Origin of the sequence: Bradyrhizobium sp. LA2.1 (assembly GCF_040547725.1) — a bacterium.
Classification (GTDB): Bacteria; Pseudomonadota; Alphaproteobacteria; order Rhizobiales; family Xanthobacteraceae; genus Bradyrhizobium; species Bradyrhizobium barranii.
Window position 1 is genome coordinate 1 of the sequence record NZ_JBEPQI010000038.1, and the last position, 24,704, is coordinate 24,704.

The following is a 24,704-nucleotide window of genomic DNA, read 5'->3' on the forward strand; positions in this document are numbered from 1 at the left end:
ACCCAGGCGTCCAAACCAACCTCCCGTCCCCGCAAACTCGCTCCCCGCTCACAATCGGATCGCTACACGCCCGGCTGTGAGATATCCGGGCTAGATCCTGCCGTTCCGAATCGTTCAATCCGGCGCGGGCTCGTCGAGCAGCAGGATCGTCGGCGCCGAGACCGCTGCCCGCCCAATTTCGACGATCCGTTTGAATCCGAGCGACAACTCGGCAACAGGCCGGCCCAGACTCTCGGGCACGAATCGCATCGCGCGGAAAGTGGCAAGCGCGGCCTCACGACGGAGCCGATTGCGCCTCAGATCCACCGGAAGCCGAAGAAGCGCCGCAGCCAGGCCACCCTTTTCGCGGCCGACTAGACCGATCTCGATGTTCTCGATCGTCGTCAGTTGATCGATCAGTTGCGGCACCTGAAAGGTTCGGCCGATTCCCGCCCGCGCGAGCTCGTCCACCCGCCAGGCGGTAACATCCTGGCCACGGAAGCTGATCGCGCCTGCGTTAGGCGTAAGGAATCCCGAAAGGACATTGAGAAATGTGGATTTACCCGACCCGTTCGGTCCGATGAGACCAATCAATTCGCCCCGCCGGATTGAAATATCGATACCCTGTTAAATCGGACGGACCGCCGAGCGGATCACCACCGAGGCAATCCCAAGGCACGCGTGAACAACGATCTCGTGTCGCCACTGACGATGTTCAGGGCGATCCGGATGTGGATGGACGAACCCAAGCTGCAGGTGGACCACCGGGTCTCGGCCCTCTCCGATCTGCTTCGGTCCCTGGATTGAAGTCGCGGAGGCGCCGCCGCCGTTCCCACTAACGGCGCGCGAAGGCCCCGACCTTGTTCGACGGCTGTATTTTCGGAACGACGAGTAAACAGCGAAGCTCATCGATCTGGCCGACCATGCTCAGGGCCTGCCGCTTGAGCACTTCCACCGCGAGGCCGCGATGGCCTTCCGTTTCCAGTTCCTTGATGCGCTCGTTGAATACAGCGAGGTCCTGATGCAGGACCTCGATCTGGTGCTGGACCGGATAACGCGCGGGGTGAAACCTGTCGCTCGCGCTCTGCTTTGCAGTGTCCGGCTTCGACGCGACGCCGTAAAAACGCTTCTCACCCTCTACGTCCATGAATCACACCCCCGTGCTGCGTCTTAGCATTGCGGAAGTGTGGCGGTCTTACAAGGGGGAAGAAGGCCGGATGACCGGCGCCCCGTAGTGGTACCGGGCAACCCTGAGCCGGCATCGGCCAAACGCTGGAGCGGGTTTGTTTTTATTAGCAATCCCAATTACTTACGCGTTTCGACAATTCTCATATTGGACGTCATTGGACACTCCTGCGCAGCTCAGCCTGGTTCGGTGCCCCACAAGATCCGTTTCCGCCTCTATTCCCGTTTGTACACCGCACGCGGCGCGTTGGCGGCTTTGATCAGTGTTTCGGCTGCCTTTCGATCAAGAGCGATAAAATTTGCAAACTCTTCTGGCGAAGTCGGGGCCGCAACGACTGCTTGCTGCTCCAGAAATTCAACGAATTTTGGTTCCTTGAACGTTTCGACAAAAGCGGCATTCAATTTGTCGATGAATGCAGCAGGCGTGCCCTTGGGCGCCGCCAGGCCCCACCACCCTACGCCCGGATAATCACCGAAGCCCGCCTCGGGGTCCGTTGGCACATCGGGGAGCAGAGGCGACCGCTGCCTTGACGTAACCGTCAAGGCCTTGACCGAACCGGTCTGCAGCAGGCCGATGAAATTTCCGAGGCCGAAACGCGTCAACTGTACTTCGTTCGCGGCCGTGGCCTGGGCGGCCGGTCCGCCGCCTTTATAGGGGATGCCTACAATCCTGGTTCCCCATTGGTTATTCAGCCACTTCAGAAACAAATCCTGAGAGGACCCATCGCCCAGCGTCGCGAAATTGAGTCCGTCAGGCTTGGATTGCGCGAGGCTTTTGAGTTCTGAGACGGTGTTTACCCCCAGCGCCGCAGGCACGAACGTGCCTTCGGTGAGAAAGAACAGTCGGGTAATCGGAACGATGTCGTCCGGATTGTACGGAAGGTGTTCAAACAGCAAGGGATTGTAGGACAGCGTCGAATGATAGATGACGCACAAATTGTAACCATCCGGCGCTGCGGCAGTGCAGGCCTGGCCGCCGAGAATGCCCGAAGCCCCGCCCTTGTTTTCGATGATGAGGGGCTGCCCGAGCTTTGGCCCGATCTCACTTGCCGCTTTGCGCATGATCACATCGGTAACGCTACCGGCTGCAATCGAGACAATCAGCCGGATGGGCCGTTCCGGATAGGTTTGCGCCTGCGCGCTGGTGGCAGCGCCAACACCGAGAAGACCGATCAAAACCATGCTGATCCACTTCATGTCGCTCCTCCCGATTATTCCCTCAACCCACACCTTGCGCCGGCAGCGTTCTAAAGCGCCTGTTCAAATGCATCCGTGATGAACTGATCGAGCCAGCGATAGCTCTGCCGCGCTGCGGGCTCGTTGTATTCGGCGATCCCTGGTACGCCCGCCTCCGGCTCGCAGAATGAGTGCACGAGGCCGCCGAATGTGAGCATCTGCCACTTCGCCTTGGCCGCATCCATCTCCGTTTCGAAAGCATCACGCTGCGCCTTGTCCGAGACCGGATCGCGCGACCCGTGCAACACGAACAGCGGGGATTTGATCTCGCCCGGCTTCGTCGCAGGCTTCGACGTCGTCAGGTCGCCGTGCAGGCAGACGACCGCCTGGACGTCCGCGCCGGTGCGCGCGAGTTCCAGCACGTTGCCGCCGCCGAAGCAGAAGCCGACGGCGGCCTTGCGGCTTGCGTCCCCGATGCCACGCTTCTCGGCCTCGACGATGAGCGTCACCAGCGCGGCGTTGATTCGCAGCCGCCGCTCGTCCGGGGCGTTGCGGAGCGCTTCCGCGAGGTGGGCCGCCTCCGGCGGGCCGCTCGATGTCTTGCCGTCGCCGTACATGTCGGCGACGAAGCCGATGTAGCGAGAGCCGGCCATCATCTGCGTGCGCGCGATGGCGTCGTCGGTCACGCCGAGCCAGTTCGGCGCCATCAACATCAGCGGTCGCTTGCCGCTTGTGCGTTCGTCGTAGACGAACGCTCCGATGAAGCTGTTGCCGCCGGCCTGATAAATGAAGCGTTCGACTGCCATGTCCGTTCCTCAACCTGGTATGACTTCGCCGATGAAGCCGCCGTCGAAAGCCGTAAAGAACAACCGCCCATCCGCCCATGCGCAGATGCAGCGCGCGCCGGCATTCGGTGCCGGAATGTCGTATTCGCCGAAAACTGTGCCTTTCGGCGTCATGCGGCCGATCTTGTTGGCTTGGTTCGCGGTGAACCACAGGTCGCCATCCGGCGCGACGCAGACCCCGCGCAGCGAGGAATTGGGAGTCGCCACCGGATGTTCAGTGATGGTCCCGTCGCCATCGATTCGAGCGAGTGCGTTCGTGCTGGTCTCGACGAACCAGATGCTGCCGTCCGGGTGCTCCGCCATGGCGCGGGGCTGGCTGTCGTGGCTCGGGATCGGATACTCCGTAACGCAGCCATCGATGGTGATACGGCCCACGCGGTTGCCTGCGGCCTCGCTGAACCAGAGCGCGCCGTCGCGCATCGCGATCGAAAGCGGTCTGCTTCCGGGCGTGATGCCATCGCGGAACTCGGTGACAGTGCCGTCCGGCGTTATGCGCCCAATCTGACCGGCGTCGCTCTCGGAAAACCAGACGTTGCCGTCCGGGCCGGCAAGAATGCCGTCGGGCCCGGCATGCGGCGTCGGCAGATCGAACAGCGTGATTTCGCCGCGCACGGTGATCCGGCCGACCTTGTTGGCCTTCTTGGCGCAGAACCAAAGGTTACCCGCGTTGTCCGCGGCTATGCCGATCGGCATCGCGTTCTCGACCGGCAGCTTGAATTCAGCGAAGGTGTAGTCGGTGACGTTCAGGCGGCCGATCGTGGACGCACCGCTTTCACAGAACCAGAGATGGCCGTCGGGGCCCGCTACACAGATATAAGGCTCGCTGTTCGGAGAAGGAATTCGATGGGTCCGGATGGTGACCCTCGTTTCGGTTTGCGGTCGCGCTGTCCCCGAGACCATGGATATGCTCCCTCCTCACGCTGTACCGTTATGCAGTACAACTGTATTGTTGAAGAGTATTCAGCAGCCCCGTGTTCTGGTCAATCGGAAACGGCGGTGCGACACACGACCGTTTGAGATGCCTCGGTTGCGTTGCACACCTCTTGATGAGAGGCGCGGCTACCGCCTTCCAACAAACGTCCGAAGCTTCTCGCGAAAGATGAGCAGAGCCTGGGAGAGCGCCTCACGTTGCTCGTTGAAACGATGGTTCGGCGCGGGAATCGAGACCGCGACCGGCCTGCCAAAGGGATCAAGCACGGCGATCCCGACCGCGCTGATGCCGATGCCGTGCTCCGCCGGATCGAATGCCAGGTGCTTGCGCCGAGCCGTATCGAGCTCGCGCACCAGCTTTGCGCGATCCCTGAGCGGATGCTCGGGATGCTCCGTGGCGCTCTTTTCGATCAGCGTGGCGGCGTCTTCCTTGGAAAAGCACGACAGGATCGCCTTGCCGTTGGCGGTGCAGTGGAGCGGAAAGCGTTCACCGATGCCGGACAGCGCGACCAGCCGTTGCTTGCCCGGTATCTGATCAATGAAGACCGCGGAGCCCCCCGACAAGATCGACAGGTCGACGGTTTCGCCGACCTCGTCGCGCAGCGCGACCAGATGCGGATGCAGGATCTCGGTGAAGTTCGAATTCAGCGACGCCGCAATCCTGGCGAGACCCGGGCCGATGCGCACGCCGCGGCCGGGCTGCGCTTCGGTGACGAAATCCTCGGTGACGAGCGCCGCCACGATGCGCTGGACCGTCGAACGGGCGAGACCGATCTCGCGCGCGATCTCACCGAGACTGAGCCCGTCGGGTTTGCCCTCGAGAGCGCGCAGTACGCTTGCCGCCCGCGCGATGACCTGCACGCCGAGGCCGACGCCTTTCTCATCCTCATCCGTCATCCGCACGTTCACCGCGAATCCCCCTGGCGACTCGTTGCCGCACCAAGCCATAGCGCGCCAACCGCACGCAAACAAATCACGTCGACCGTCTTGACTGCATTGTGATACACATGTACTGACTACCAGTACAGTAAAAAATGAGCGGGGCCGCGCGGCCGCGCCGGTGGAAACGCAAGATCAGGAGGCACGTGCCGATGAAAATTCGCGGCATCGAATTCGAGGGCAACCTCGACAACGCGATGGGGCTGGAGTTCTACAATCTCTCGCATCGCTTCGGATTCCAGTCGCCGAACTGGCCGTATTTCGAAGACGTCAAAATCGAGCGCATTCATTACATGGCGAAGTCGGGGGTGCTGTCGCAGCGCATCACGACCAGCATGCACAACACCACCCATATCGACGCCCCCGCGCATGTGGTCGAGGACACGCCGTTCATCGACGAAGTGCCGCTTCCGCATTTCTTCGGATCGGGAATTGTGGTCTCGATTCCCAAAAAGCTGTGGGAGCCGATTACCTATGACGATCTCGAAAAGGCTGCCGGCCATGCGGTGCGGCCCCACGATGTGGTGATCGTCAACACCGGCTGGCATCACAAATATCGCGACAGCGAAGAGTATTTTTGCAAGTGCCCGGGTTTCGTGCCGTCAGCCGGCGACTGGTTTGTCGAGAAGAAGGTCAAGGTCGTCGGCCACGACACTCAGGCCAATGACCATCCGCTCGCCACTGCGATCGGACCACACCGCAACGGGCCGTTGCATCCGCATCTCGCCGAAGAATTCAAGAAATGGTCGGGCGGAATCGACTGGAAGGAAGCCCATCCCGAATGGGAGCCCGTGCATCGCAAGCTCTTCACCAACGGCATTCTCGGCATCGAGAACGTCGGTGGTGACCTCGATGCGGTGACCGGCAAGCGCGTCACCTTCGCCTTCTTTCCATGGAACTGGGACCGCGGCGACGGCTGCATCATTCGCCTCGTCGCGATGCTCGACAAATCGCAGAACTACCGCATCGAGAAGGGCGACGCGTTCGGCAAATAGCAAACGCCGACCACCCAACAGATCACGGCCACGGCTGGAGGAGACGTCCATGCATGTCAAACGGTTTGCCGACGCCAAGCCCTATGAGGCGCCCAACCACCGCGGCGTGATGGGCCTGCGGCTGCAGGGTTTTGAGCCGGGCGGCCCGACCAACCAGTGGATCGGCTACTCGCAGTTCCTGCCCGGCGGCGGCGCCGGGCCCGATTCGACCCCGTTCGAGAAGGTCTATGTGGTGCTGAGCGGCCAGATGACCGTGCTGATCGACGGCAAGGAGACCGTGCTGGAAGCCATGGATTCCTGCACCATCGCGCCCAACGAGGTGCGCGAGATCGTCAACCGCACCAACCATGTCTGCAACATGCTGGTTGTGATCCCCTATCCACAAGGAGGTGCGCCGCGATGACCGCCCCTACCGATCCACTCGCGCTCTTCTCGGTGAAGGGCAAGGTCGCCATCATCACCGGTGCGTCAGGCGCCTTCGGCACCGTCGCCGCACAGACACTGGCCTCCGCCGGCGCCAAACTGGTGCTGACCGCCGGTCGGGCGCCGGAATTGCACGAGGTGGCGGAAGATTGCCGCAAGCGCGGCGCCGAGACCGAAGAGATTGCCACCCGTCCCTCCGACGAGGCCGCCTGCGATCGCATCGTCGCAGCCGCCGTTGCGCGCTTCGGCCGGCTCGACATCCTGGTCGTTGCATCCGGCAAGAACGACGTGTCGAAAATCACCGAGATGGCGCCCGCCCGGTTCCTCGACGTGATGGATGCCAATGTCACCCAGAGCTGGCTGATCGCCCGCGCCGCAGGCAAGCAGATGCTGGCACAAGGCGACGGCGGAAAGGTCATTCTGATGTCTTCGGCGCGCGGTCTGCTCGGCCACCCCGCCGGATATACCGCCTATTGCGCCTCCAAATCCGCGGTCGACGGCATCACACGCGCCCTCGGTTGCGAATGGGGACCCGTCGGCATCACCGTCAACGCCATCGCACCGACGGTTTTCCGTTCGCCGCTCACGGCCTGGATGTTCGGCGACGACGAGCGCGCGCGAACGACGCGCGCGGGCTTTCTCGCGCGCGTGCCCAAGGGACGGCTCGGCGAGCCCGACGATCTCGCGGGGCCGTTGCTGTTCCTCGCCTCGAAAGCGTCGGATTTCTACACCGGACACATTCTTTATGCCGATGGCGGCTACACGGCGGGATGACGATGGCCCCCCAGTGCATCAGCATCGTCGGCGGCGGCCTGATGGGACACGGCATCGCGCTGGTGTTTGCCGCGGCGGGACACCATGTCAGGATCACCGATCCGGTCGCAGAGATACGCGCGCGCATTCATGACCGGATCGGCACGACGCTCGACGAACTCGGCAACGATCGCGCGGCACTCGACCGCATCGCGATCGCCGAGACCCTCGAAGCCTGCGTCGCCGACGCGCAATGGGTGATCGAGGCGGCGCCGGAAGATCTGGCGCTGAAGCAGCGCATCTTCGCCGACATCGAGAACGCAACGCCGGCCGACGCGATCCTTGCTTCCAATACATCGGTCATTCCGATCGGCCAGATCATGGCCAGGATCGGGCGCAAACAGCGCGCGCTGGGAACGCATTGGTGGAATCCACCCTATCTGGTGCCGCTGGTCGAGGTCGTCCGCACCGCCGAGACGTCGGACGCGGCAATCGCATCGACGATGGCCCTGCTCAAAAGCGTCGGCAAGGCTCCCGTCGAGGTGAAGAAGGACGTGCCCGGCTTTGTCGGCAACCGGCTGCAGCACGCGCTGTGGCGCGAGGCCATCGCGCTGGTCGCGGAAGGCGTCTGCGACGCCCGGACGGTCGACGACGTCGTCAAATCGAGCTTCGGCGCCCGGCTTGCGGTGCTGGGCCCGCTCGAAAACGCCGACCTCGTCGGCCTTGATCTGACCCGATCCATTCACGGCTACGTCTTCCCCGCGCTCGATCGGGCCACCACGCCCTCCCCCTATCTCGACCGGCTGATTGCCGAAGGCCGGCTCGGATTCAAAAGCGGCCGCGGCTTTTCCGACTGGACCGCGGAGCAGCAGGCCGCCTTGCGGGCTCGGCTGACGCAACACCTCAAGGCCAGCTTCGGCCCATCGGCCGCGCGCAGGGAGTAGACCATGGCGAAGCCTCGATCCGACAAGGTCATCATCACCTGCGCCGTCACCGGCGGCATCCACACCCCGACGATGTCGGATGCCCTGCCCTTCACGCCCGACGATATCGCCGCGCAGTCGATCGCAGCCGCCGAGGCCGGCGCCTCGATCCTTCATCTGCATGCACGCGATCCGAAGGACGGCCGGCCGTCGCCGGATCCCGCGGTGTTCATGCAATTCCTGCCCCGCATCAAGCAGTCGACCGACGCGGTCATCAATGTGACGACCGGCGGCAGCCTCAGCATGACGGTGGAGCAGCGGCTCGCAGCTCCCCTCGTCGCCAAGCCCGAGATGTGCTCGCTCAACATGGGCTCGATGAATTTCGGCATCTTTCCGCTCGCCGATCGCTACAAGACCTGGAAGTACGACTGGGAAGAGCCCTATCTGCGCAACACCGACGATTTCATCTTCCGCAACACGTTCCGCGACATCGAGCGGATCCTGAAGCTGCTCGGCGAGGATCACGGCACGCGTTTCGAGCATGAATGCTACGACGTCGGTCACCTCTATAACCTTGCACATTTCGTCGACCGCAAGCTCGTCAAGCCACCGTTCTTCGTGCAGACCATCTTCGGCATTCTCGGCGGCATCGGCGCCGAGATGCGCAACCTGATGTTCATGAAGGAAACCGCCGACCACCTGTTCGGCGACGATTATCACTGGTCGGTGCTCGCGGCCGGGCGATCGCAAATTCCCTTTGCGACACAGGCCGCGATGATGGGCGGCAACGTTCGCGTCGGCCTCGAAGACTCGCTGTTCATCGGCCGCGGCAAGCTCGCATCCTCCAACGCCGAACAGGTCGCCAAGATGCGGCGCATCCTCGAAGAGCTCGGCCATTCGATCGCGACGCCGGCGGAGGCCCGGGAGATGCTCAAGCTAAAGGGCGGCGATCAGGTTGGTTTCTAGCAGCGAACCGGACTGCACAAGGGGACGGCCATGAAATTTGAAGACGCTAATTACCTGCTGAAGCCGGGCTACCTGCCGTTCGAATCCGGATATCAGGAAATCGAGGACGGCAAATGGGTGGTGGCCGGCCTCACCCGCATGCCGGGATGCCGCGCCAAGATGGTGGACTGGTGGTTCTCCTGGCTCGGCGACATCGAATGGTACCGGCTCTGGCATCCACGCGACCACGTCTATAGCGGCTGGGAAAACCGCGTGAACGGCAAATATATCGGCGCCTCGCATCTCGTGCACGAGTACCTGGCCGGGAAGGACGGCCCGCTCTACAAGCTGCGCGTCGACTTCCACGATCCGGCCGAGACTTTCGACGCCTCGCGCTACAAGGCCTCGGGAATGCTTGCCGTCTGCGCCCGTCCGGGTTTGCTGGAGGCGCCGTTTTACGTCGGCCGCATGACGCATCTGGTCCGCGACACCGATTACGGCTGCGAAATGCGGTCGCGCTTCTGGCTCGGCATGATCGCACATCGCGATCCCACGATCACGCTGCCGGAGGCCCAGATCAGGCAGATGCGCGCCGAAAATCTCAATGCGGAATTTTCCCGCCGGCTCCACCAGCATTGCGTCGAAGAGATGGGATATCTCGCCGAGGTTCTGCCGGCGCTCTATCGCCGCGTCACGCTCGACGACACATTTTGAGGACATCCTGACTGCACTGAACAACACAAGAAAAGCACAAAGACATTTGGAGGAGGAAACAGATGAAGCGTCATATTGGAACGTCTCTCGCCACCACCATGTTCGCTTCGGCGATGTTGGCGCTCGGTATCGGCGCCGCGGCAGCCGATGACATCGTCATCGGCGCTTCATTGCCGCTTTCCGGCCCGCTCGCGGGCTTCGGCAGCTTCCAGCAGTGGGGCTACAAGCGCGCCATCGACCAGGTCAACAAGGCCGGCGGCATCGCCATCAACGGCACCAAGCAGCAGGTCAAGCTCATCATCCGTGACGACAAGACCGATCCCAACGCCACCGCCTCCAATACCGAGACGCTGATCTCACGCGATCGGGTGGTCGCAATGCTAGGGTCCTGCACGCCGGCGCTCGTCAATGCCGGCGCGCTCGTCTCCGAACGCGCGAAAAAGCCGATGGTTACCGGCTGCGACCCGCTCGAGGCTTTCAAATCGGTGCGCAAGTGGAATTATGTATGGGACATCTTCTTCCACGAGCCCGAACTCGCGGCAGCGCAATTCAAGGCGATGGACGAGCTCGGCGCTAAGACCAACAAGAAGCTCGCGATCTGGCATGACAACGGTCCCGACGGACAGGTGATCGGCGGCAAGATATGGCCGGCGCTCGCCAAGGAATTCGGCTACGAGGTGGTTCAGAACGCCGAATTCCCGATCGACAATTCCCAGTTCATCTCCATCATCGGCGAGGCCAAGAGCAAGGGCGCCGAGGTCGTGCTCGTCGATGCGATCACGCCGCAGGCTATCGCGATCCGCAAGCAGATGGCGTCCGCCGGCTACACACCCAAGGTTCTCAATATCGAGAAGGGCGCCGAGCCGGTGCAATTCGCCGAAGCGCTGGGCAAGCTGTCGGACGGCATCATGGTCGGCGGCTATTGGGACCCGACATTCCCCTATCCCGGAGCCGCGGACCTTGCCAAGGCCTTCGAGAGCGAGACCAAACTGAGCAGCAGCCAGCATATCGCGGATTCCTATGCCGCCGCGCAGGTCCTGCTCGATGCCATCGCCGCGGCGGGCTCGACCGATCCCGAGAAGATCAACGCCGCCATTGCCAGGACCGACAAGTCCTATGTGGTCGGCCCCGTGAAGTTCGACGAGAACCACACCGCCAAGCTTCCGATCGTCTCGCTGCAATGGCAGGGCGGCAAAGCCGTGATCGTCTGGCCGAAAGCCGCCAAGACCGGCGACTTCCTGTTCCCGCTGCCCTGACCGCGGAAGGCCCAGCCGGCATGTTCGACGTCAGCATCATCTCCAGCACGATCGTTTCGGGCGTGTTGCTCGGCGGGATCCTCGCGCTCACCGCGCTTGGACTGTCGATCGTGCTGGGCGTGATGCGTCTCGTCAATCTCGCCCACGGCGACTTCCTGGTGGTCGGCGCCTATGCCGGCCTGTTCTTTCTGCAATTCACCGGTATCGATCCCCTGCTCGGCGTGCCGGCGGTCGCCGTGCTTGTCGGCCTGCTGGCGCTGCCCGTCTATCGCCTGCTGCTCGCCCCGCTCGCCGACCGCGGCGCGGAAGCGCAGATGATGACGATGTTCGCGGTGTCGATCATTCTCGAAAACGCCTTCGTCCTCGCGTTCAGTGCCGACACGCGTTCGATCGCGCGCAACTATGCCACTGTTCCGCTGACGCTCGGTCCGGTCACGTTTCCCTTGATCTACCTGATTGGCTTTGTCATCTCCGTCAGCCTGATCCTGGCCGTACACTGGCTGGTGTCCGTCACCGCGTTCGGCCGCGACCTGCGCGCCAGTGCCGTCGACGCCGAAGCCGCGTCGACGCTCGGCGTCGATGTCAAACGGGTTCAGATGCTGACTTTCGCGCTGGGCGCGGCCTGCGCCGGCGTCGGCGGCACGCTGATCGGCGCCGCCTTCCAATTCTCGCCATCCAGCGGGGGGGCCTATCTGCTCAACAGCCTCGCGGTCGTGGTGCTCGGAGGGCTCGGCAGCGTGATCGGCACCCTGGTCGGCGGCATCGCGCTCGGCGCCCTGCAGAGCATCGGCGGCCTGACACTGGGCGACGGTTACCGCGACCTGGTCGGCATGGCGGTGTTCCTGCTGGTGCTCGCGTTCCGGCCCGACGGCTTTCTGGCGCGGGGACGGACATGAGCGAAGCGGTCGCATCCTGCCCGCGCCACGGCTACGCGCGCGGCCCCGGACTCGTCGAAGTCGCCGTTCTCGGCGGCGCGCTCGCAGTATTTTGGTTCGCCCCGGATTTTGCCGGCGACTACTGGCTGCAGCTCGGCTTTCGGACTTGCATCTTTGTTGTCCTTGCCCAGGGGTGGAACCTGATGGCGGGATCGGCCGGGCTGGTCTCGCTGGGCACCTCCTGTTTCGTCGGGCTCGGCGCCTATGTGGCGTTCGGCCAGCTCAATCATCTCGGCATGCCACTGCCGCTCGCACTGCCGATCTGCGCAATTGCCGGCGGAGCATTGGCTGCCCTGGTGTCTCCGGCGCTGTTCCGGCTGCGTGGCCTCTATTTTACGGTGGGCACGCTTGCGCTCGCGGAACTGCTGCGGTTGTTGATGGCCAATGTCAGCACCTTTGGCGGCGCAAGCGGTATCTTCCTGCGGGAAGATCCACCGGCGCTCGCCGTATTGTTTCGCTACGCGCTTGTGCTGGCGCTGCTCGCATCGCTTGCGATGACGCTGTGCGCGCGAACCCGGATCTCGGTGATCCTCCGCGCGGTTCGCGACGACGAGGACGCCGCCGCGCAGATGGGCGTTCGTCCCTATCGCGTCAAACTCGGCGCCTTTGTGCTCGCCAGCGCGCTCGCAGCCATGGCCGGCGGCATTCAGGCGGTAAAGCTTGGCGCCATCGAACCTTACGGCATGTTCGGGCTGCAATGGTCGATCGACGTGCTGTCGATGGTGATCATCGGCGGCGTCGGGATGCGGCTCGGGCCGCTGGTCGGCGCGCTGTTCGTGGTGGTGCTTGGCGAAGCGCTCGCCGATTATCCCGAGGCGCATATCGCGATCGCCGGCGCAATCCTGATCGTGCTGATCCGGTTCGCGCCCCATGGCGTCGTCGGCCTTGCCGCAAAGCTTCCCTTAACCCGGCGGATGCCGGCATGAACGCGATGGACCCGCAGCCGCTGCTCCAGGTCGACGGCCTCGTCAAACGTTACGGCGGGCTTGTCGCCATCGATCACGTCGATCTTGCGCTCCGCGCCGGCACCATCACCGGGGTGATCGGCCCCAACGGCGCCGGGAAATCAACGCTGATCGGGCTGATCGGTGGCGCCGTCATGCCCAGCGCGGGCTCGGTCAGGCTCGATGGCCGTGACGTGTCCCGCCTGCCGGCATCCGAGCGCGCCCGCGCCGGCATCGGGCGCACTTACCAGATCCCGCGACCCTTCCTCGATATGTCGGTCGAAGAAAACCTGGAAGTCGCACAATACTCGATTGCGCCGTTCATACGGGCAGCGGCCGCCCGCGACGAGCGCGAGGCCTTGCTGGCCCGCACCGGACTTGCCGACGTCGCGCAGCTGACGGCGCGTGCGCTGCCGCTGCTTCGGCGCAAGCGGCTGGAAGTCGCGCGCGCGCTCGCACTCAAGCCGCGCGTGGTTCTGCTCGACGAAGTCGGAGCCGGCCTGGTCGACAGCGAGATCACCGAATTGATCCGGCTCATTCACTCGATCCTCGACGCGCGTACCGCGATCCTGATCGTCGAGCATGTGATCCGCGTCGTCCGCGAATGCTGCTCGCGCACGATGGTACTCAATTTCGGCAAGCCGCTGATCGAGGGACCGACCGCCGACATCCTCGGCAACGACCGGGTCGCCGCCGTCTATCTCGGCACCGGCGGCACACGCGTGGCTGACGCGGCCGTACCGGCGACCGATGGCGCCATCCATGTCGGCGCCCCCGAGACCGAGACCAGGGTTCTCGCGCCTCTCACGGCACCGGCGCCGGCGGAGACGACCAAAGCACCCGCGCTGCAGCTTACCGGGATCTGCGCGGGCTACGGCCAGGCGCGCGTTCTGCAGGGCGTCGATCTGACCGCGCAGAGCGGCCAGGCGATCGCCATTCTCGGCGCCAACGGCGCCGGCAAGACCACGCTGGCGCGAACCATCAGCGGCGTCATCGCCCCGACGGCCGGCGCGCTTCTGATCGATGGCCAGAACGTCTCGGGCCGCCCACCGCACCAGATCGCCGCAATAGGTGTCGCCCACTGCATGGAAGGACGACGCATCTTCTCCACGCTTTCGGTGCGGGAGAACCTCCTGATTGCGGCACGCGGCGCCGATGCACCGACCGCGCGCGCCAGGCTGGAGGCCGTCTACGATCTCTTCCCGATTCTCGCCGAGCGCAGGAACCAGGGCGGCACCTCGATGTCCGGCGGCCAGCAGCAGATGCTGGCGATCGGGCGTGCCCTGATGGCCCGTCCGCGGCTGGTGATCTTCGACGAGATCAGCCTCGGCCTCGCACCTATCGTGTTGGACAAACTCTACGAAGCGCTGGCGCTGCTGAAAAAGGCACGGATGACCCTGATCGTGATCGAGCAGGATGTCGACCGGGCACTGGCGCTCGCCGACCACGCTTACGTGCTGGAGCACGGCACGATCGCGCTGTCGGGAACGCCGCGGCAAATCGCCGACGACCCGCGGCTGCGTCACATCTATATCGGGGCCGCCGAAGGAGCGCTTGAACATGCGGCTGGCTGATGCAAACCAGTTGTTGGACAGCCCGATCTCGCCGTTCGAGAGCGGCTGGATCCGGCATCCGGACGGTCGCGCCCATGTCGCGGCACGCACGCACATGATCGGATGCAAGACCGCCATGGTGAGATGGTGGTTCGGCTATGTCCACACCACTGAGCAGTACAAATGGTGGCATCCGCGCGACCATGTGTTCAGCGACTGGATCGGCGAACGCGGCACCGGCCGCTACATCGGCGGCACCCACATTGCGCACGAATATTTCGGCGGCGGGCCGACCCGGTTCAAGCTCAAGATCAATTTTCGCGATCCCGGCGACATCCTCGATCTGTCGCGATTCAAACAGGCCGGCATTGGTGCGGCGATCTATGCCAGGACCGGACCGCTCGATCGCGATCTCTGGATCGGTCACACGCTGCACCTTGTTTACGACACGCCGGACGGATGCGTCATGCGCTCCCGCTTCTGGCTGGGCGAAATCGAACCGGCGCCGACCGGTATCTCGCCACAGGACATGCGGGTGCTGGTCCCCGACGAACGCGTGCAAGGCTTGCACCAGCATTGCTCGGAAGAAATGAGCATTCTCGCAGGCTTTCTTCCGATGCTGTTTCGGCTGAACAACCCCGGCGTGGAATGATGATGTCGACGATCACGAGAGCAAAACCACAAGCGCGAGACGCGCGGCAAAGGCCGAACAAGGAGACCTCCATTGGTTAGCAAGATCGCGCTCGAAGAGCATTTTCTCTGTCCGGGTTTCGAGGGGTATTGGGCGACGACCGTCGGTGGCGTGGCACCCGAAGCTTTGCAGAAGATCAAGGGGCGGTTGTCCGATTTTGACGACAGCCGGATCGAAGCCATGGATGGGGCAGAAATCGCCAAGGCGGTTCTTTCCCTCGCTGGCCCGGGCGTGCAGATCGAACCCGACCGCGCGACCGCAATCAAGCTGGCCATTCAGGCCAATGATTTTCTCGCCAAGGAACTTCAAAAGCGTCCGGATCGCTATGCCGGATTTGGCCACCTGGCGATGCAGGATGCATCTGCCGCGGCCGACGAACTGGAGCGCTGCATGCGCGATCTCGGTTTCCGTGGCGTGATGATCAACGGCCACACCAACGGCCAATATCTGGACCATCCGTCGCTGGCACCGTTCTGGGAAAGGGCCGCGGCACTTCGCGCACCGGTCTACATCCATCCAGGCGATCCGGTGGCACTTAGCCCGGTGCTCGACGGACATCCCGCGTTGCGACGGGCAACGTGGGAATGGGGATTCGAGACGGGGTCGCATGCGTTGCGTCTGGTATTCGGCGGGGTGTTCGCGCGCTATCCGGATGCGACGGTCATTCTGGGCCATCTCGGAGAAACCCTGCCCTATCTGCTGTGGCGCTTCGATAGCCGCGCCAAGCTGTACGGCGTAGAGCTCCCTCGTCCGCCCTCGGCGTACATCAGGTCCAATATCGCGGTGACGACATCGGGCATGTTTTCGGCAGAGCCCTTGAATTGCGCGATTGCGGCAATCGGGCACGAACGCGTGATGTTCTCGAGCGACTATCCATTCGAAGCGCCCGAGGAAGCCGGCCGCTTCATGGATCAGGTCGCGCTGCCGGAGGACGTCCGCGCCGCCATCGCCTTCAACAACGCCAAGCGAATTCTGAACCTGTGAACTGATCGATATTCCGTCCGCAGCCGGCACCAGATCGGCAGGACTTCACGCCCTGGAGGAAACCATGATGAAGGCTATTTCCCGAAGAACATTCGCGCTTACCGGCGCTTGTGCACTGATCACCTCACATTCGGCGTCCGCCCAGACCGCCGAGTTGAAGGTGTCGCACTTCCTGCCGCCGAACCACACGTTCCAGAAGGCGATGGTGGCGTGGAGCGATGACCTGGAGAAGCAATCGGCAGGCCGGATGAAGCTGCGGATCTATCCGGCGGGCCAGTTGGGCGGCGGCCCCAACCGGCAATTCGATGCAGCACGAAACGGAGTCGTCGACATCGCCATCAGCCTGCACGGCGCGACTCCGGGTCGCTATGCCATGACCGAACTCGCCAGCCTTCCGTTCGCCTCGCCTTCGGCAGGCAACACCAGCACGGTAGCGTCCCGCCGGCTCAGCGAGGTGGCACCGGACTACCTGTCAAAGGAGCACGAGGGGCTTCGGGTTCTTTGGATGGCCGTCACGCCGCCCTTGATGTTCCACAGCAAGGCGCCGCTCCGGACCATCGCCGATTTCAAGGGCAAGCGCATCCGCTACGCCGGGGTGCAATTCAAGAACATCATCGACAGCCTCGGCGCGGTGCCACTGCTGGTTCCGCCGCAGGAAACGCAGGATGGCCTTGCCAAGGGCATTATCGACGCCGCGACCTTCCCCTACGAAGGCGCCGCCAGTTTCGATATCGCGACGATCGCCAAATACACGCTGGAGCCCGGCGTCAGCTCGGCGACTTTCGCCGTGGTCATGAACCCGGCGAAATACGGCTCGCTTCCCGACGACCTCAGGACCTTGATCGACAAGACCACCGGACCGGAAGCCGCGGCCAGGTTCGGCGCGATGTGGGACGAGGCCGAACGCGAGGGAAAGGTCTCGATGCTGGCGAAGGGTACGCAGGTGTCAACGCTTGCCGAGGACCAACTCGCGCAGATGAAGGGCATTTTCAAATCTCAGGTCGAAGCAGCGCTCGCCGAGGTGGAAAACCAGGGCAAGCCTGGCCGCAAATTCTTCGCCGCCTATTTGAAATAGACGCCCCATCATGAAGGACCAGGTATCCCCACCTTCGGCACCGCCGGCCAACGTTCACCGGCTGCAGGCCGCGCAGCTTCGACTCGCTGCGGTCGCGCTTCTGACCATGATGACAGGGACGGTGCTCGATGTATTTTTCCGTTACGCTTTCAACAAGCCGTTGCGAATCTCCTACGATCTCGTCGAGAGCATGCTCGTGATCTACGTCTTTCACGGCATATCGAGCGTGTTCCTGGCGCGGCGCAACATCGTGATCGACGTGATCGATTCGCTGGTCAGTCCGCGCATTCTGCGCGTGCTGGCCGTCATCGCCGATATCGTCTCGGTGATGTGCCTGTTGCTGTTTGTCTGGGGGATGTGCCAGCCCGCGATGCAGGCTTTCCAGTACGGCGATCGCAAGCTTGAACTGGGGATGCCGCTTTATGTGTTGTGGGGTTTCGCGCTGGCGGGACTCTTCGGCACCGTCGTCTGCGCCATGGCTGCCTTTGTCCACATTTCCCTGCGCCAGCTACGGAGCCCACAGTGAGCCCAGGCATTATCGGCGCCATCGGCATTGCATCGCTGCTGCTGCTGTTATTCATCCGCATTCCGGTGTGGGCGGCATTGGCGCTGGTCGGCTTTGCCGGCAATTTCATCCTGTCGGGGCTGCCAAGCGCGTTGACCCTGACCGGTACGTCGGCGTTCGATGTGTCGTCCGCCTACACGCTATCGGTCATTCCGCTGTTCGTGCTGCTGGGCGAGGTCGCCTCGAACACGCGGCTGTCGGCCGACCTCTTCAATGCGGCGCGCCTGCTGCTTTCCGGCGTGCGCGGCGGCCTTGCGATTGCCACCATCGCCGCCTCGGCCTGCTTTGGCGCCGTGTGCGGCTCGTCGATCGTCACGGCCGCGACCATGACACGGATTGCCCTGCCGGAAATGCGCAAGGCGGGCTATGACGACAGGCTGGCGACGGGATCGCTGGCCGCGGGCGGCAGCATCGGGATACTCATCCCGCCGTCGATTATCCTCGTGATTTACGCCTCGATCGCCGAACAATCGGTCCCGAAGCTGTTCGCGGCGGCTCTGTTGCCGGGACTGTTGCTGACGGCGCTCTATATGGCTGTCGCGGTCGGCATCGCTTTCGTCTATCCGGACTATGCACCCCGCCAGAAGCGGGCCTCGACGCGCGAACGGCTCAAGGCGCTCGCCGGACCTTGGCAGTTCATCCTGCTGTTCATCGTCACGATCGGCGGCATCTATGCCGGAATCTTCAGTCCGACCGAGGCCGCCGCGGTCGGCGCCTTTGGCAGCATCGTGCTCGGCGCCATCGCCCACCGCCTGACATGGAGGACGCTGTGGCAGTCGATCGAGGCATCGATCCGGACAAGCTGCATGCTGTTCGTGATCATCATCGGGGCCAACCTTTTTTCATCCTTCATGGTGCAAACCCAGTTTCCGACCATGCTCGCAGACGGCGCCAGTGCCCTGAACCTCTCGGCGCCGGTCGTGATGACCATGATCGTGCTCGCCTATATCGTGATGGGATGCTTTCTGGAAGGAATCGGCATGGTGCTGATCACCGTGCCGGTATTCCTGCCGCTGGTCGTCAAATTCGGCTATGATCCGATCTGGTTCTCCATCCTCGTGGTCATCGTCGTCGAAGTCGGACTGATTCATCCGCCGGTCGGCATGAACCTGTTTGTGATCCAGGCGCAGGCGCCCGATGTCCGGATCACGAGCATCTACCGCGGCATCGTTCCGTTCCTGATCGCGCCGCTCGTCCTCATTGTCATTCTGTTCCTGTTTCCCGGCCTGGCGCTGTGGCTTCCCAAACTCCTGTACGGCTAAGCCCATGACCAATGTCCTTGTTCTCGAAGCCCATGCCGAAGCCTATGCCGGCGGTCTGCGCGGTGAATTCCGAGACCTGAAGGTTCAGGTGGCGCGATCGGCGGCCGATACCCATGTCGACTATGGCAAGGTGGAGATCCTGGTTGCGTTCGGCATGGACGTGACGGATCCACTGTTTGCCCGGATGCCTGCATTGAAATGGGTGCAATCGTTGGCGACCGGCGTCGATCATTTCCTGCGCAGCAAAACCCTGTCTGCCGAGGTGATCCTGACGAGCGGTCGCGGCATTCACGGGCCGGCGATGCGGGAAACCGTCCTGCATCTGATGCTGTCGGTCGGCCGTGACAGCCTCGGATTGGCCAGCGACAAGGCCGCCCGCCGCTGGGATCGTCGTCCCTGGTCACTGCTTGCCGGCAAGACCGCGGTCGTCGTCGGCACCGGCGTCGCCGGTTCGGCGATCGGCTTGCTGCTGCAGGCACTGGGCATGCGCGTGGTCGGCGTCAGCCGTACGCCTCGCGACGCAGAGGGATTCGATAGCGTGCTATCCCAAGGCGAATTGAAGGAGGCCGCCGCAATGGCGCACTACCTCATCAACGTCCTGCCCGGCGACCCAGCAAATCGAAACCTGGTCGGTCGCGACGTCTTTGCGTCGATGAATCCGCGCGCCCATTTCATCAATGTCGGGCGCGGGGAAACCGTCGACGAGGCCGCCCTCATCGAGGCTCTGCACGATCGCAAGATCGCCGGCGCCGGCCTCGATGTCTTCGCCACCGAGCCGTTGCCGGCCGAAAGTCCGCTGTGGGCTCTGCCCAACGTCTTCATCACGCCGCACACTGGCGGCCTGTTTCACGAGTACCAAGAGATGGCGATGCCCCTGATTATCGGCAATATGCGCGCGTTTCTCTCCGGCCGGACCGACCAGATGACGAACGTGATCGATCGCTCACCTCTCGCAGCAAAGGTGCATTGACATGACCATCGTGATAGATCCCGCCAGCCGTATTCTGACCCGCATTTCGCAAGCTGAACTGACGCGGCGCTGGAACGAGGTTCGTCGCGTCATGAAGGATCGCGACATCGACGCTATCGTGATGCAAAACACCAACGACTGGCTGGGCGGCTACGTAAAATGGTTCACCGACCTTCCCGCCAACAACGGCTATCCTCGCACCGTGGTTTTCCACGCGGAGGCCCCGATGAGCCTGGTCGAGATGGGACCGTCGAATGCCCGGCGAGCCTTCGCGGCTGACGAAACACTGCACCGCGGCGTCGGCGAGATGCTGCATACGCCATCATTTACGTCGATCGGTTATACCGATCTTGATGATGCCCGGCTGACGATCGATGCGCTCCGCCGTCACCGCCATCATACCATCGGCCTCGTCACACCCGGGGCGCTGCCTTACGGATTCGTCGCGGCGCTAAAGGACCAGCTTGGCTCGACCTCATTCGTCGACATCACCGCTGATATCGACGCCATCAAAGCCATCAAGAGCGACGAGGAGATCGCGCTTATCCGGCGTACCGCCCGGCTGCAGGACGAGGTCTTCGCAGAAGTTCTCAAGGAGATTCGTCCGGGATTGCGGGACATCGACGTCACCTCTATCGCCCAGCGCAAGGGCCAGATCCTCGGCAGCGAGCAGGGTATCTTCCTCGGCGGCTCCTCCCCGCTCGGAACCCGGTCGCCCTTCGTCCCGCGCTACATGCAGGGCCGGACGCTTCAGAGAGGCGACCACCTCTCTCTGTTGATCGAAATTAACGGACCTGGTGGCTTCTATACGGAAATTGCGCGAACGATCGTCCTGGGCAAGGCCACCTCGGAGCTGACCGACGCGTTCGCCGCCGTCAAAGCCGCCCAGGCCTACTCGCTCAGCCTCATGAAGCCCGGCGTATCCGTCAGGGACATCTTCGCCGCGCACAACGTCTATATGAAGCAAAACGGCATGCCCCAGGAAACGCGGCTTTATGCGCATGGCCAGGGCTACGACATGGTGGAGCGGCCGCTCATCCGGCAGGACGACGATATGGAGCTGCGGCAGGGCATGTGCCTCGCCGTCCACCCCGGCTATGAGACCCCCTCTCTGTTCGCGGTGATTTGCGATAATTATGTGATCGAGGAAAACGGCGTCGGCGAATGCCTTCATCAAACGAAGAAACAGATCTTCGAGGTCGACTGACCGGGTCGACGGCTGGGATCACTCCATGATGGCTCATTCCATCACAGATTCTCCTTGGCGTTCATCTGAGGCGACAGCAGCAGGAAGAGAACAGCGCTGGCAACCAACGCAAGTGCGTAGGCAAGGAGCCCGGGCGCGTAGCCACCGAGGTAAGTTCGACTGAGCGGCAGTACAGTTGCACCGAGTGCTGCTCCGAACTGGAACACGGCGAAGATCAGCCCGTAGACGCGACCAAAGATGGCGAGCCCAAAGAAGCGCTTTACAACATAGCTCAGCACATCGAATTCGGCGCCATAGATCGCACCAATCAGGATGGCGCAGATGAATCCAACGCCCCAAGCGGATCCGATTGCATAAAGGCTGCAGGCAACCGCCGCACCGACGCAGACGATGCTCATCAGCTTCTTTGCCGCGACATAGTCCAGCAGCACTCCGGTCAGAAACCGACCGATCAGCACCGACAGACCAAAGACGGACTGAACTGCAGCCGCATGTGCCGGGGTTGCTCCACCGTCGAGGTGCCGTCCGGAATGCGGTTGGAATTCAGTGTGGCGCATTCTCCGGGAACATGAAGGTATCGTTTCAGGCGGCGAGGTCAATCGGCTGATCGATGGGTTTTGTGGCGAGCGTCTGCCAACCATCAACCTTGCGCATGTTGATCTGACCGGAGGCGAGCAGTGCCGATGCCGGTATACCAATCGTGGACGGCCCTGTAATAGGTGCGCCGGTAAGGTGCGCCGCCGGCCGCGCCCATAGCCGCCATCCACATGCGGATCTCTTCGCAGCCATTGCCCGCCGTATGGACGAAGTCGGTCGCGTACGAGATCGTGCCGTCGATATCGCCGTCTTCCATCAGGCCGAGGAAAGTGCGGTCGAACTCCTCGTTCACCATGCCCATTCGAGGCGTGGCGATGTCATGGCTAATTCCGCCTAATGCCATTACGATCATAATATTAAATTACGATCGTACTTCAATGGTGATTTTCGCGTCCATGCTGTGTTGCCGGACACATGTTCGTGAGGCGCCGATGACACCGTTGATCGAGGGGAGCAATCAACCGTTCGACGAATGACCATCAGTGACGCAGGGCCTGCACACACCCTCTATTCGCGCTTTCAACCCGCGGCGCGATTGCTGGCCTACGTCATACCGAAGCAGGGGACGGCGTTTGTCGGGTCGAGTAGATGACTTCTGCATTGGGTCAATCGCTACACGAGCGACGGAGCGGCAAGTCCGGCCACGTCAGCTATACCGCCGAAGCGGAAGCAGAGCGTAAGCCGCTCCGCCATAGGCCAATGCGGGTTGATGGCGCTGCTCGCGGGTGCCGCCGACTAAGAACCGTTAACTAACCCCGTGCGCGCCGCAACGCGGCTTCCAATCGCTCCTTCTCCTTATCCCAGCGGGCTTCTTCGGCTTGCAATCTCTTCTCAAGAGCCTCGATCTCGGATTGGATGGTGATGGCCCGCTTGGCGCGCCCCTGCCCGGCCTTGTCCAGCGCAGCCTGCGCCTTGTCGATCGCCTGCTGACGGCGTTTACGCTCCTTCTGCTTGGCGGCCTCTTCCTTCGCCCGTTCAAGCTCGCCGCGCGACTGCTCTCGTTCGTAGCCGAGAGCGGCCTTCCGCTCCGCAGCCTTGTCGACGGGGCGAGACGAACGCTTCTTCGCCTTTGGGCCTTTCGACTTGCGGGCGGCTTTCCTTGGTCCACCGACGCCAAGATCGGTGGGCAGCTCGGCATGTTCGTTGAAAGGCCGGTCGGTGCCAACCGGGCGCCTGAGAACGACGCCGGGCTTTGCCATGGTGGCGGCGATGACGTCCGGATCGTGGCTCTCCTTCGCCGCACCCTGATGGAAGAGATTGCTGTCTGCGCCCCAGGCTTCCAGAGCCGCTTTCATGGAGGGAGCGGCCATCGCCAGATCGAAGAAGCCCAGCGAAGTCTGGTAGGTCTTGAGTTTTCTCGCCATCTGTTTCGCCGCCCTCCCCGATCATCAACGCCCGCGCTATTGGATTGTCCCGGCGCATGACGGAACATGGCGCGGCCGTGGAGCGTTCCTTAATCCTTGAAGGACGTCCATGCATTACGCAACGAGTTCTGAAGGATTGGCCCGCGAATGAGCCGGACGTCGACCCTGCCCAAGCGCCTGCAGCCGATGCTCGCTACGCTCACCGACGCGCCGTTCGACGACCCCGGCTGGGTTTTCGGGGACAAGTACGACGGCTTCCGGATGATCGCAGAAATCCGGCGGGGCAAGGTTGCGCTCTACAGCCGCAACGGCAAAATCATCAGCCGCAGTTATATGGAGGTCGCCAAAGCGCTGGAGGGCGTGAAGGGCGACGCCGTGATCGATGGTGAACTCGTCGCGATCGGAAAGGACGGCGTCTCGCATTTCCAGCTGCTCCAAAATGCGCTGCGCCATGAAGCGAAGCTCCTGTATTGCGCTTTCGATCTCATATTTGAGAACGCAGTGGACTTGCGCAGGCAGCCTCTCCTCGAACGCAAGAAGCGGCTGAAGGCGATTCTACCGCGCGACAAGCTGGTCGCCTTCAGCGCTCACCGCAAAGGGGATGGTACCAAATTCTTCTCCGAGGCGGAGCGGAAGGGTTTGGAAGGCGTCATGGCGAAGCGCGCCGCGACTTCGTGATTGTCGGACCACCCGGTAACGAGCGCATCTTCTGCATCTCGATATTCTTGACATGGACCGCGCGGTACCAGCCCAGGCGCATCATCTGTGCAATGCCTCGGGCGTCGTTACGGTCCGTCTTATTGCGCATCGTCGACAGCGAGACACGCATATGGCGCGCTTCGACAACAATGATCGGGACCCCGGCCGGCTGAAGTTCACGGTACAACCAGATGCCGAGCGACGACGCTTCGACGCCGACCCTATCGAGGCGATCCGCGTAGCTTTCAAGAGCGAAGCGGATCGCCTCCGGCTCCGTGTTAATCTTCACCTCGCGCACCGTGAGACCCTCACTATCGACGATGCAAAGGCTGGTTTCCTCAAGGCCGACGTCCAATCCAACATACAGTTTCATCGGAGCTCTCCTTTGTGACAACGACAGCCTAAGTCGTTGCACCAGGCTCCGGATTCGGCCACCAGGGGGCTATCCCCGTGCACCGGTTTCTCGGAGCCCGATTTGAAGAGCCGTCATCCTCGCCGTCACGCCGTCATGTAACCGTCCGAGTCCTGCACATCTTTCGGATATTTTGTTCTCGCTTCATCAACGCCAGCGCTAATCCCTCGCGATCCGATGCAGCAATTACTGCACAGGCTTCAATCGCGGCCGCTGCGTCACCTTGGCACCGAAGCCGACGTGGAAGTCGGTCTCGCTTGCCCACATCCGATGCAGGATGCTTGCGAGCTTGCGCGCCACCGCAACGATCGCGCACAACATGCTCGACCGTTTGGCGATCCGCAGGCCCCCTCGCGCGCAAGACCGACCATTTCCTGCCCCGC

The 24,704-nt window shown here is 62.7% G+C and carries 28 protein-coding genes and 1 pseudogene; 18 read left to right on the forward strand and 11 right to left on the reverse strand.

Translation table 11 applies throughout. The annotated features are described in order from the left end of the window. Positions 1–114 precede the first annotated feature (114 nt). The 6 genes from ABIB95_RS42920 to ABIB95_RS42945 form a co-directional block, all read right to left on the reverse strand. Complete coding sequence (locus tag ABIB95_RS42920) at positions 115–600, reverse strand: ATP-binding cassette domain-containing protein (RefSeq protein WP_354122832.1); 486 nt, start codon at positions 598–600, stop codon at positions 115–117. 214 nt (positions 601–814) lie between these two features. Beyond that, a complete protein-coding gene (locus tag ABIB95_RS42925; RefSeq protein ID WP_354116760.1) occupies positions 815–1,126 on the reverse strand; it encodes a hypothetical protein in 312 nt (103 codons plus the stop codon). A gap of 254 nt (positions 1,127–1,380) precedes the next feature. After that, positions 1,381–2,361: a Bug family tripartite tricarboxylate transporter substrate binding protein gene (locus ABIB95_RS42930; RefSeq protein WP_354116759.1), complete on the reverse strand. Its 981-nt coding sequence runs from the start codon at positions 2,359–2,361 to the stop codon at positions 1,381–1,383. Positions 2,362–2,411: 50 nt separating this feature from the next. Continuing rightward, entirely contained in the window at positions 2,412–3,146 is a 735-nt protein-coding gene (locus tag ABIB95_RS42935) for a dienelactone hydrolase family protein (RefSeq protein ID WP_247302701.1), read from the reverse strand. Between the two features lie 9 nt (positions 3,147–3,155). Next, positions 3,156–4,085 (reverse strand): Vgb family protein, encoded by a 930-nt coding sequence (locus ABIB95_RS42940; RefSeq protein ID WP_247302704.1) that lies wholly within the window; start codon positions 4,083–4,085, stop codon positions 3,156–3,158. 159 nt (positions 4,086–4,244) lie between these two features. Continuing rightward, a complete protein-coding gene (locus tag ABIB95_RS42945) occupies positions 4,245–5,012 on the reverse strand; it encodes an IclR family transcriptional regulator (protein WP_247302707.1) in 768 nt (255 codons plus the stop codon). Positions 5,013–5,206: 194 nt separating this feature from the next. Here ABIB95_RS42945 and ABIB95_RS42950 point away from each other — a divergent pair, with 194 nt between their 5' ends. The 17 genes from ABIB95_RS42950 to ABIB95_RS43030 all read left to right on the forward strand — a co-directional run bounded on the left by ABIB95_RS42950 (position 5,207) and on the right by ABIB95_RS43030 (position 21,249). Continuing rightward, positions 5,207–6,049 carry a cyclase family protein gene (locus tag ABIB95_RS42950; RefSeq protein WP_247302708.1) on the forward strand — a complete coding sequence of 281 codons (843 nt, stop codon included), beginning with the start codon at positions 5,207–5,209 and terminating at the stop codon, positions 6,047–6,049. Between the two features lie 49 nt (positions 6,050–6,098). Then, positions 6,099–6,452, forward strand: a complete 354-nt coding sequence (locus tag ABIB95_RS42955) for a cupin domain-containing protein (RefSeq protein ID WP_247302710.1) — start codon at positions 6,099–6,101, stop codon at positions 6,450–6,452. Continuing rightward, positions 6,449–7,246: an SDR family NAD(P)-dependent oxidoreductase gene (locus tag ABIB95_RS42960; RefSeq protein WP_247302712.1), complete on the forward strand. Its 798-nt coding sequence runs from the start codon at positions 6,449–6,451 to the stop codon at positions 7,244–7,246. The genes ABIB95_RS42955 and ABIB95_RS42960 overlap by 4 nt, the downstream gene beginning before the upstream one ends. Beyond that, the gene (locus tag ABIB95_RS42965) at positions 7,243–8,169 is read left to right on the forward strand and encodes a 3-hydroxyacyl-CoA dehydrogenase family protein (RefSeq protein ID WP_247302714.1); all 927 of its coding nucleotides are present in this window, start codon (positions 7,243–7,245) and stop codon (positions 8,167–8,169) included. Before ABIB95_RS42960 ends, ABIB95_RS42965 begins: the two co-directional genes overlap by 4 nt. Positions 8,170–8,172: 3 nt before the next feature. Beyond that, positions 8,173–9,114 (forward strand): 3,5-dioxohexanoate:acetyl-CoA acetone transferase, encoded by a 942-nt coding sequence (gene kce, locus ABIB95_RS42970; protein ID WP_247302716.1) that lies wholly within the window; start codon positions 8,173–8,175, stop codon positions 9,112–9,114. Between the two features lie 30 nt (positions 9,115–9,144). Then, positions 9,145–9,807, forward strand: coding sequence for a DAPG hydrolase family protein (locus ABIB95_RS42975; protein WP_354116758.1), 663 nt, complete (start codon positions 9,145–9,147; stop codon positions 9,805–9,807). Positions 9,808–9,869: 62 nt separating this feature from the next. After that, positions 9,870–11,063 (forward strand): amino acid ABC transporter substrate-binding protein, encoded by a 1,194-nt coding sequence (locus ABIB95_RS42980; RefSeq protein ID WP_247302721.1) that lies wholly within the window; start codon positions 9,870–9,872, stop codon positions 11,061–11,063. Between the two features lie 20 nt (positions 11,064–11,083). Continuing rightward, entirely contained in the window at positions 11,084–11,959 is an 876-nt protein-coding gene (locus ABIB95_RS42985) for a branched-chain amino acid ABC transporter permease (protein ID WP_247302723.1), read from the forward strand. Further along, positions 11,956–12,924, forward strand: coding sequence for a branched-chain amino acid ABC transporter permease (locus ABIB95_RS42990; protein ID WP_354116756.1), 969 nt, complete (start codon positions 11,956–11,958; stop codon positions 12,922–12,924). The genes ABIB95_RS42985 and ABIB95_RS42990 overlap by 4 nt, the downstream gene beginning before the upstream one ends. Further along, positions 12,921–14,516, forward strand: a complete 1,596-nt coding sequence (locus tag ABIB95_RS42995) for an ATP-binding cassette domain-containing protein (RefSeq protein WP_354116755.1) — start codon at positions 12,921–12,923, stop codon at positions 14,514–14,516. The genes ABIB95_RS42990 and ABIB95_RS42995 overlap by 4 nt, the downstream gene beginning before the upstream one ends. Next, positions 14,503–15,147 (forward strand): DAPG hydrolase family protein, encoded by a 645-nt coding sequence (locus tag ABIB95_RS43000; protein ID WP_354116754.1) that lies wholly within the window; start codon positions 14,503–14,505, stop codon positions 15,145–15,147. Before ABIB95_RS42995 ends, ABIB95_RS43000 begins: the two co-directional genes overlap by 14 nt. Positions 15,148–15,219: 72 nt before the next feature. Further along, positions 15,220–16,170 carry an amidohydrolase family protein gene (locus ABIB95_RS43005; RefSeq protein ID WP_354116753.1) on the forward strand — a complete coding sequence of 317 codons (951 nt, stop codon included), beginning with the start codon at positions 15,220–15,222 and terminating at the stop codon, positions 16,168–16,170. Positions 16,171–16,234: 64 nt separating this feature from the next. Beyond that, positions 16,235–17,245, forward strand: a complete 1,011-nt coding sequence (locus ABIB95_RS43010) for a TRAP transporter substrate-binding protein (RefSeq protein WP_354116752.1) — start codon at positions 16,235–16,237, stop codon at positions 17,243–17,245. A 10-nt stretch (positions 17,246–17,255) separates the two neighbouring features. Next, complete coding sequence (locus ABIB95_RS43015; RefSeq protein WP_354116751.1) at positions 17,256–17,771, forward strand: TRAP transporter small permease; 516 nt, start codon at positions 17,256–17,258, stop codon at positions 17,769–17,771. Further along, complete coding sequence (locus tag ABIB95_RS43020) at positions 17,768–19,072, forward strand: TRAP transporter large permease (protein WP_354122175.1); 1,305 nt, start codon at positions 17,768–17,770, stop codon at positions 19,070–19,072. Before ABIB95_RS43015 ends, ABIB95_RS43020 begins: the two co-directional genes overlap by 4 nt. A gap of 4 nt (positions 19,073–19,076) precedes the next feature. Further along, positions 19,077–20,042, forward strand: coding sequence for a D-2-hydroxyacid dehydrogenase (locus ABIB95_RS43025; protein WP_354116749.1), 966 nt, complete (start codon positions 19,077–19,079; stop codon positions 20,040–20,042). A gap of 1 nt (position 20,043) precedes the next feature. After that, complete coding sequence (locus ABIB95_RS43030; RefSeq protein WP_247342200.1) at positions 20,044–21,249, forward strand: M24 family metallopeptidase; 1,206 nt, start codon at positions 20,044–20,046, stop codon at positions 21,247–21,249. Positions 21,250–21,290: 41 nt separating this feature from the next. On the opposite strand, the gene ABIB95_RS43035 is transcribed toward ABIB95_RS43030, so the two are convergent. The 3 genes from ABIB95_RS43035 to ABIB95_RS43045 form a co-directional block, all read right to left on the reverse strand. Further along, positions 21,291–21,806 (reverse strand): MFS transporter, encoded by a 516-nt coding sequence (locus ABIB95_RS43035; RefSeq protein WP_354116748.1) that lies wholly within the window; start codon positions 21,804–21,806, stop codon positions 21,291–21,293. Between the two features lie 83 nt (positions 21,807–21,889). Further along, positions 21,890–22,198 (reverse strand): DODA-type extradiol aromatic ring-opening family dioxygenase, encoded by a 309-nt coding sequence (locus tag ABIB95_RS43040; RefSeq protein ID WP_354122826.1) that lies wholly within the window; start codon positions 22,196–22,198, stop codon positions 21,890–21,892. Positions 22,199–22,595: 397 nt separating this feature from the next. Then, the gene (locus tag ABIB95_RS43045) at positions 22,596–23,210 is read right to left on the reverse strand and encodes a cell envelope biogenesis protein TolA (RefSeq protein WP_354116273.1); all 615 of its coding nucleotides are present in this window, start codon (positions 23,208–23,210) and stop codon (positions 22,596–22,598) included. Positions 23,211–23,357: 147 nt separating this feature from the next. On the opposite strand from ABIB95_RS43045, the pseudogene ABIB95_RS43050 reads away from it, so the two are divergent. Continuing rightward, positions 23,358–23,876, forward strand: a pseudogene (locus tag ABIB95_RS43050) (ATP-dependent DNA ligase); the annotation flags it as partial. Here ABIB95_RS43050 and ABIB95_RS43055 read toward each other — a convergent pair. Together ABIB95_RS43055 and ABIB95_RS43060 are read right to left on the reverse strand one after the other, a co-directional pair. After that, a complete protein-coding gene (locus ABIB95_RS43055) occupies positions 23,860–24,282 on the reverse strand; it encodes an IS110 family transposase (protein ID WP_354116274.1) in 423 nt (140 codons plus the stop codon). The pseudogene ABIB95_RS43050 and the gene ABIB95_RS43055 sit on opposite strands and share 17 nt — an antisense overlap. 225 nt (positions 24,283–24,507) lie before the next feature. Beyond that, positions 24,508–24,642, reverse strand: coding sequence for a hypothetical protein (locus ABIB95_RS43060; RefSeq protein WP_354116332.1), 135 nt, complete (start codon positions 24,640–24,642; stop codon positions 24,508–24,510). Between the last annotated feature and the right edge of the window lie 62 nt (positions 24,643–24,704).

Bases quoted from the DNA above. Each gene is read 5' to 3' on its own strand.
- ABIB95_RS43010 (WP_354116752.1), top strand. From the start codon at position 16,235: ATGATGAAGGCTATTTCCCGAAGAACATTCGCGCTTACCGGCGCTTGT.
- ABIB95_RS42960 (WP_247302712.1), top strand. From the start codon at position 6,449: ATGACCGCCCCTACCGATCCACTCGCGCTCTTCTCGGTGAAGGGCAAG.
- ABIB95_RS42995 (WP_354116755.1), top strand. From the start codon at position 12,921: ATGAACGCGATGGACCCGCAGCCGCTGCTCCAGGTCGACGGCCTCGTC.
- ABIB95_RS43030 (WP_247342200.1), top strand. From the start codon at position 20,044: ATGACCATCGTGATAGATCCCGCCAGCCGTATTCTGACCCGCATTTCG.
- ABIB95_RS42985 (WP_247302723.1), top strand. From the start codon at position 11,084: ATGTTCGACGTCAGCATCATCTCCAGCACGATCGTTTCGGGCGTGTTG.
- ABIB95_RS42925 (WP_354116760.1), bottom strand. From the start codon at position 1,126: ATGGACGTAGAGGGTGAGAAGCGTTTTTACGGCGTCGCGTCGAAGCCG.
- ABIB95_RS42940 (WP_247302704.1), bottom strand. From the start codon at position 4,085: ATGGTCTCGGGGACAGCGCGACCGCAAACCGAAACGAGGGTCACCATC.
- ABIB95_RS42980 (WP_247302721.1), top strand. From the start codon at position 9,870: ATGAAGCGTCATATTGGAACGTCTCTCGCCACCACCATGTTCGCTTCG.
- ABIB95_RS42955 (WP_247302710.1), top strand. From the start codon at position 6,099: ATGCATGTCAAACGGTTTGCCGACGCCAAGCCCTATGAGGCGCCCAAC.
- ABIB95_RS43060 (WP_354116332.1), bottom strand. From the start codon at position 24,642: ATGTTGTGCGCGATCGTTGCGGTGGCGCGCAAGCTCGCAAGCATCCTG.
- ABIB95_RS42975 (WP_354116758.1), top strand. From the start codon at position 9,145: ATGAAATTTGAAGACGCTAATTACCTGCTGAAGCCGGGCTACCTGCCG.
- ABIB95_RS42965 (WP_247302714.1), top strand. From the start codon at position 7,243: ATGACGATGGCCCCCCAGTGCATCAGCATCGTCGGCGGCGGCCTGATG.
- ABIB95_RS43055 (WP_354116274.1), bottom strand. From the start codon at position 24,282: ATGAAACTGTATGTTGGATTGGACGTCGGCCTTGAGGAAACCAGCCTT.
- ABIB95_RS42935 (WP_247302701.1), bottom strand. From the start codon at position 3,146: ATGGCAGTCGAACGCTTCATTTATCAGGCCGGCGGCAACAGCTTCATC.
- ABIB95_RS42930 (WP_354116759.1), bottom strand. From the start codon at position 2,361: ATGAAGTGGATCAGCATGGTTTTGATCGGTCTTCTCGGTGTTGGCGCT.
- ABIB95_RS43040 (WP_354122826.1), bottom strand. From the start codon at position 22,198: ATGATCGTAATGGCATTAGGCGGAATTAGCCATGACATCGCCACGCCT.
- ABIB95_RS43015 (WP_354116751.1), top strand. From the start codon at position 17,256: ATGAAGGACCAGGTATCCCCACCTTCGGCACCGCCGGCCAACGTTCAC.
- ABIB95_RS42950 (WP_247302708.1), top strand. From the start codon at position 5,207: ATGAAAATTCGCGGCATCGAATTCGAGGGCAACCTCGACAACGCGATG.
- ABIB95_RS43045 (WP_354116273.1), bottom strand. From the start codon at position 23,210: ATGGCGAGAAAACTCAAGACCTACCAGACTTCGCTGGGCTTCTTCGAT.
- ABIB95_RS43025 (WP_354116749.1), top strand. From the start codon at position 19,077: ATGACCAATGTCCTTGTTCTCGAAGCCCATGCCGAAGCCTATGCCGGC.
- ABIB95_RS43000 (WP_354116754.1), top strand. From the start codon at position 14,503: ATGCGGCTGGCTGATGCAAACCAGTTGTTGGACAGCCCGATCTCGCCG.
- ABIB95_RS42945 (WP_247302707.1), bottom strand. From the start codon at position 5,012: ATGACGGATGAGGATGAGAAAGGCGTCGGCCTCGGCGTGCAGGTCATC.
- ABIB95_RS43035 (WP_354116748.1), bottom strand. From the start codon at position 21,806: ATGCGCCACACTGAATTCCAACCGCATTCCGGACGGCACCTCGACGGT.
- ABIB95_RS42990 (WP_354116756.1), top strand. From the start codon at position 11,956: ATGAGCGAAGCGGTCGCATCCTGCCCGCGCCACGGCTACGCGCGCGGC.
- kce (WP_247302716.1), top strand. From the start codon at position 8,173: ATGGCGAAGCCTCGATCCGACAAGGTCATCATCACCTGCGCCGTCACC.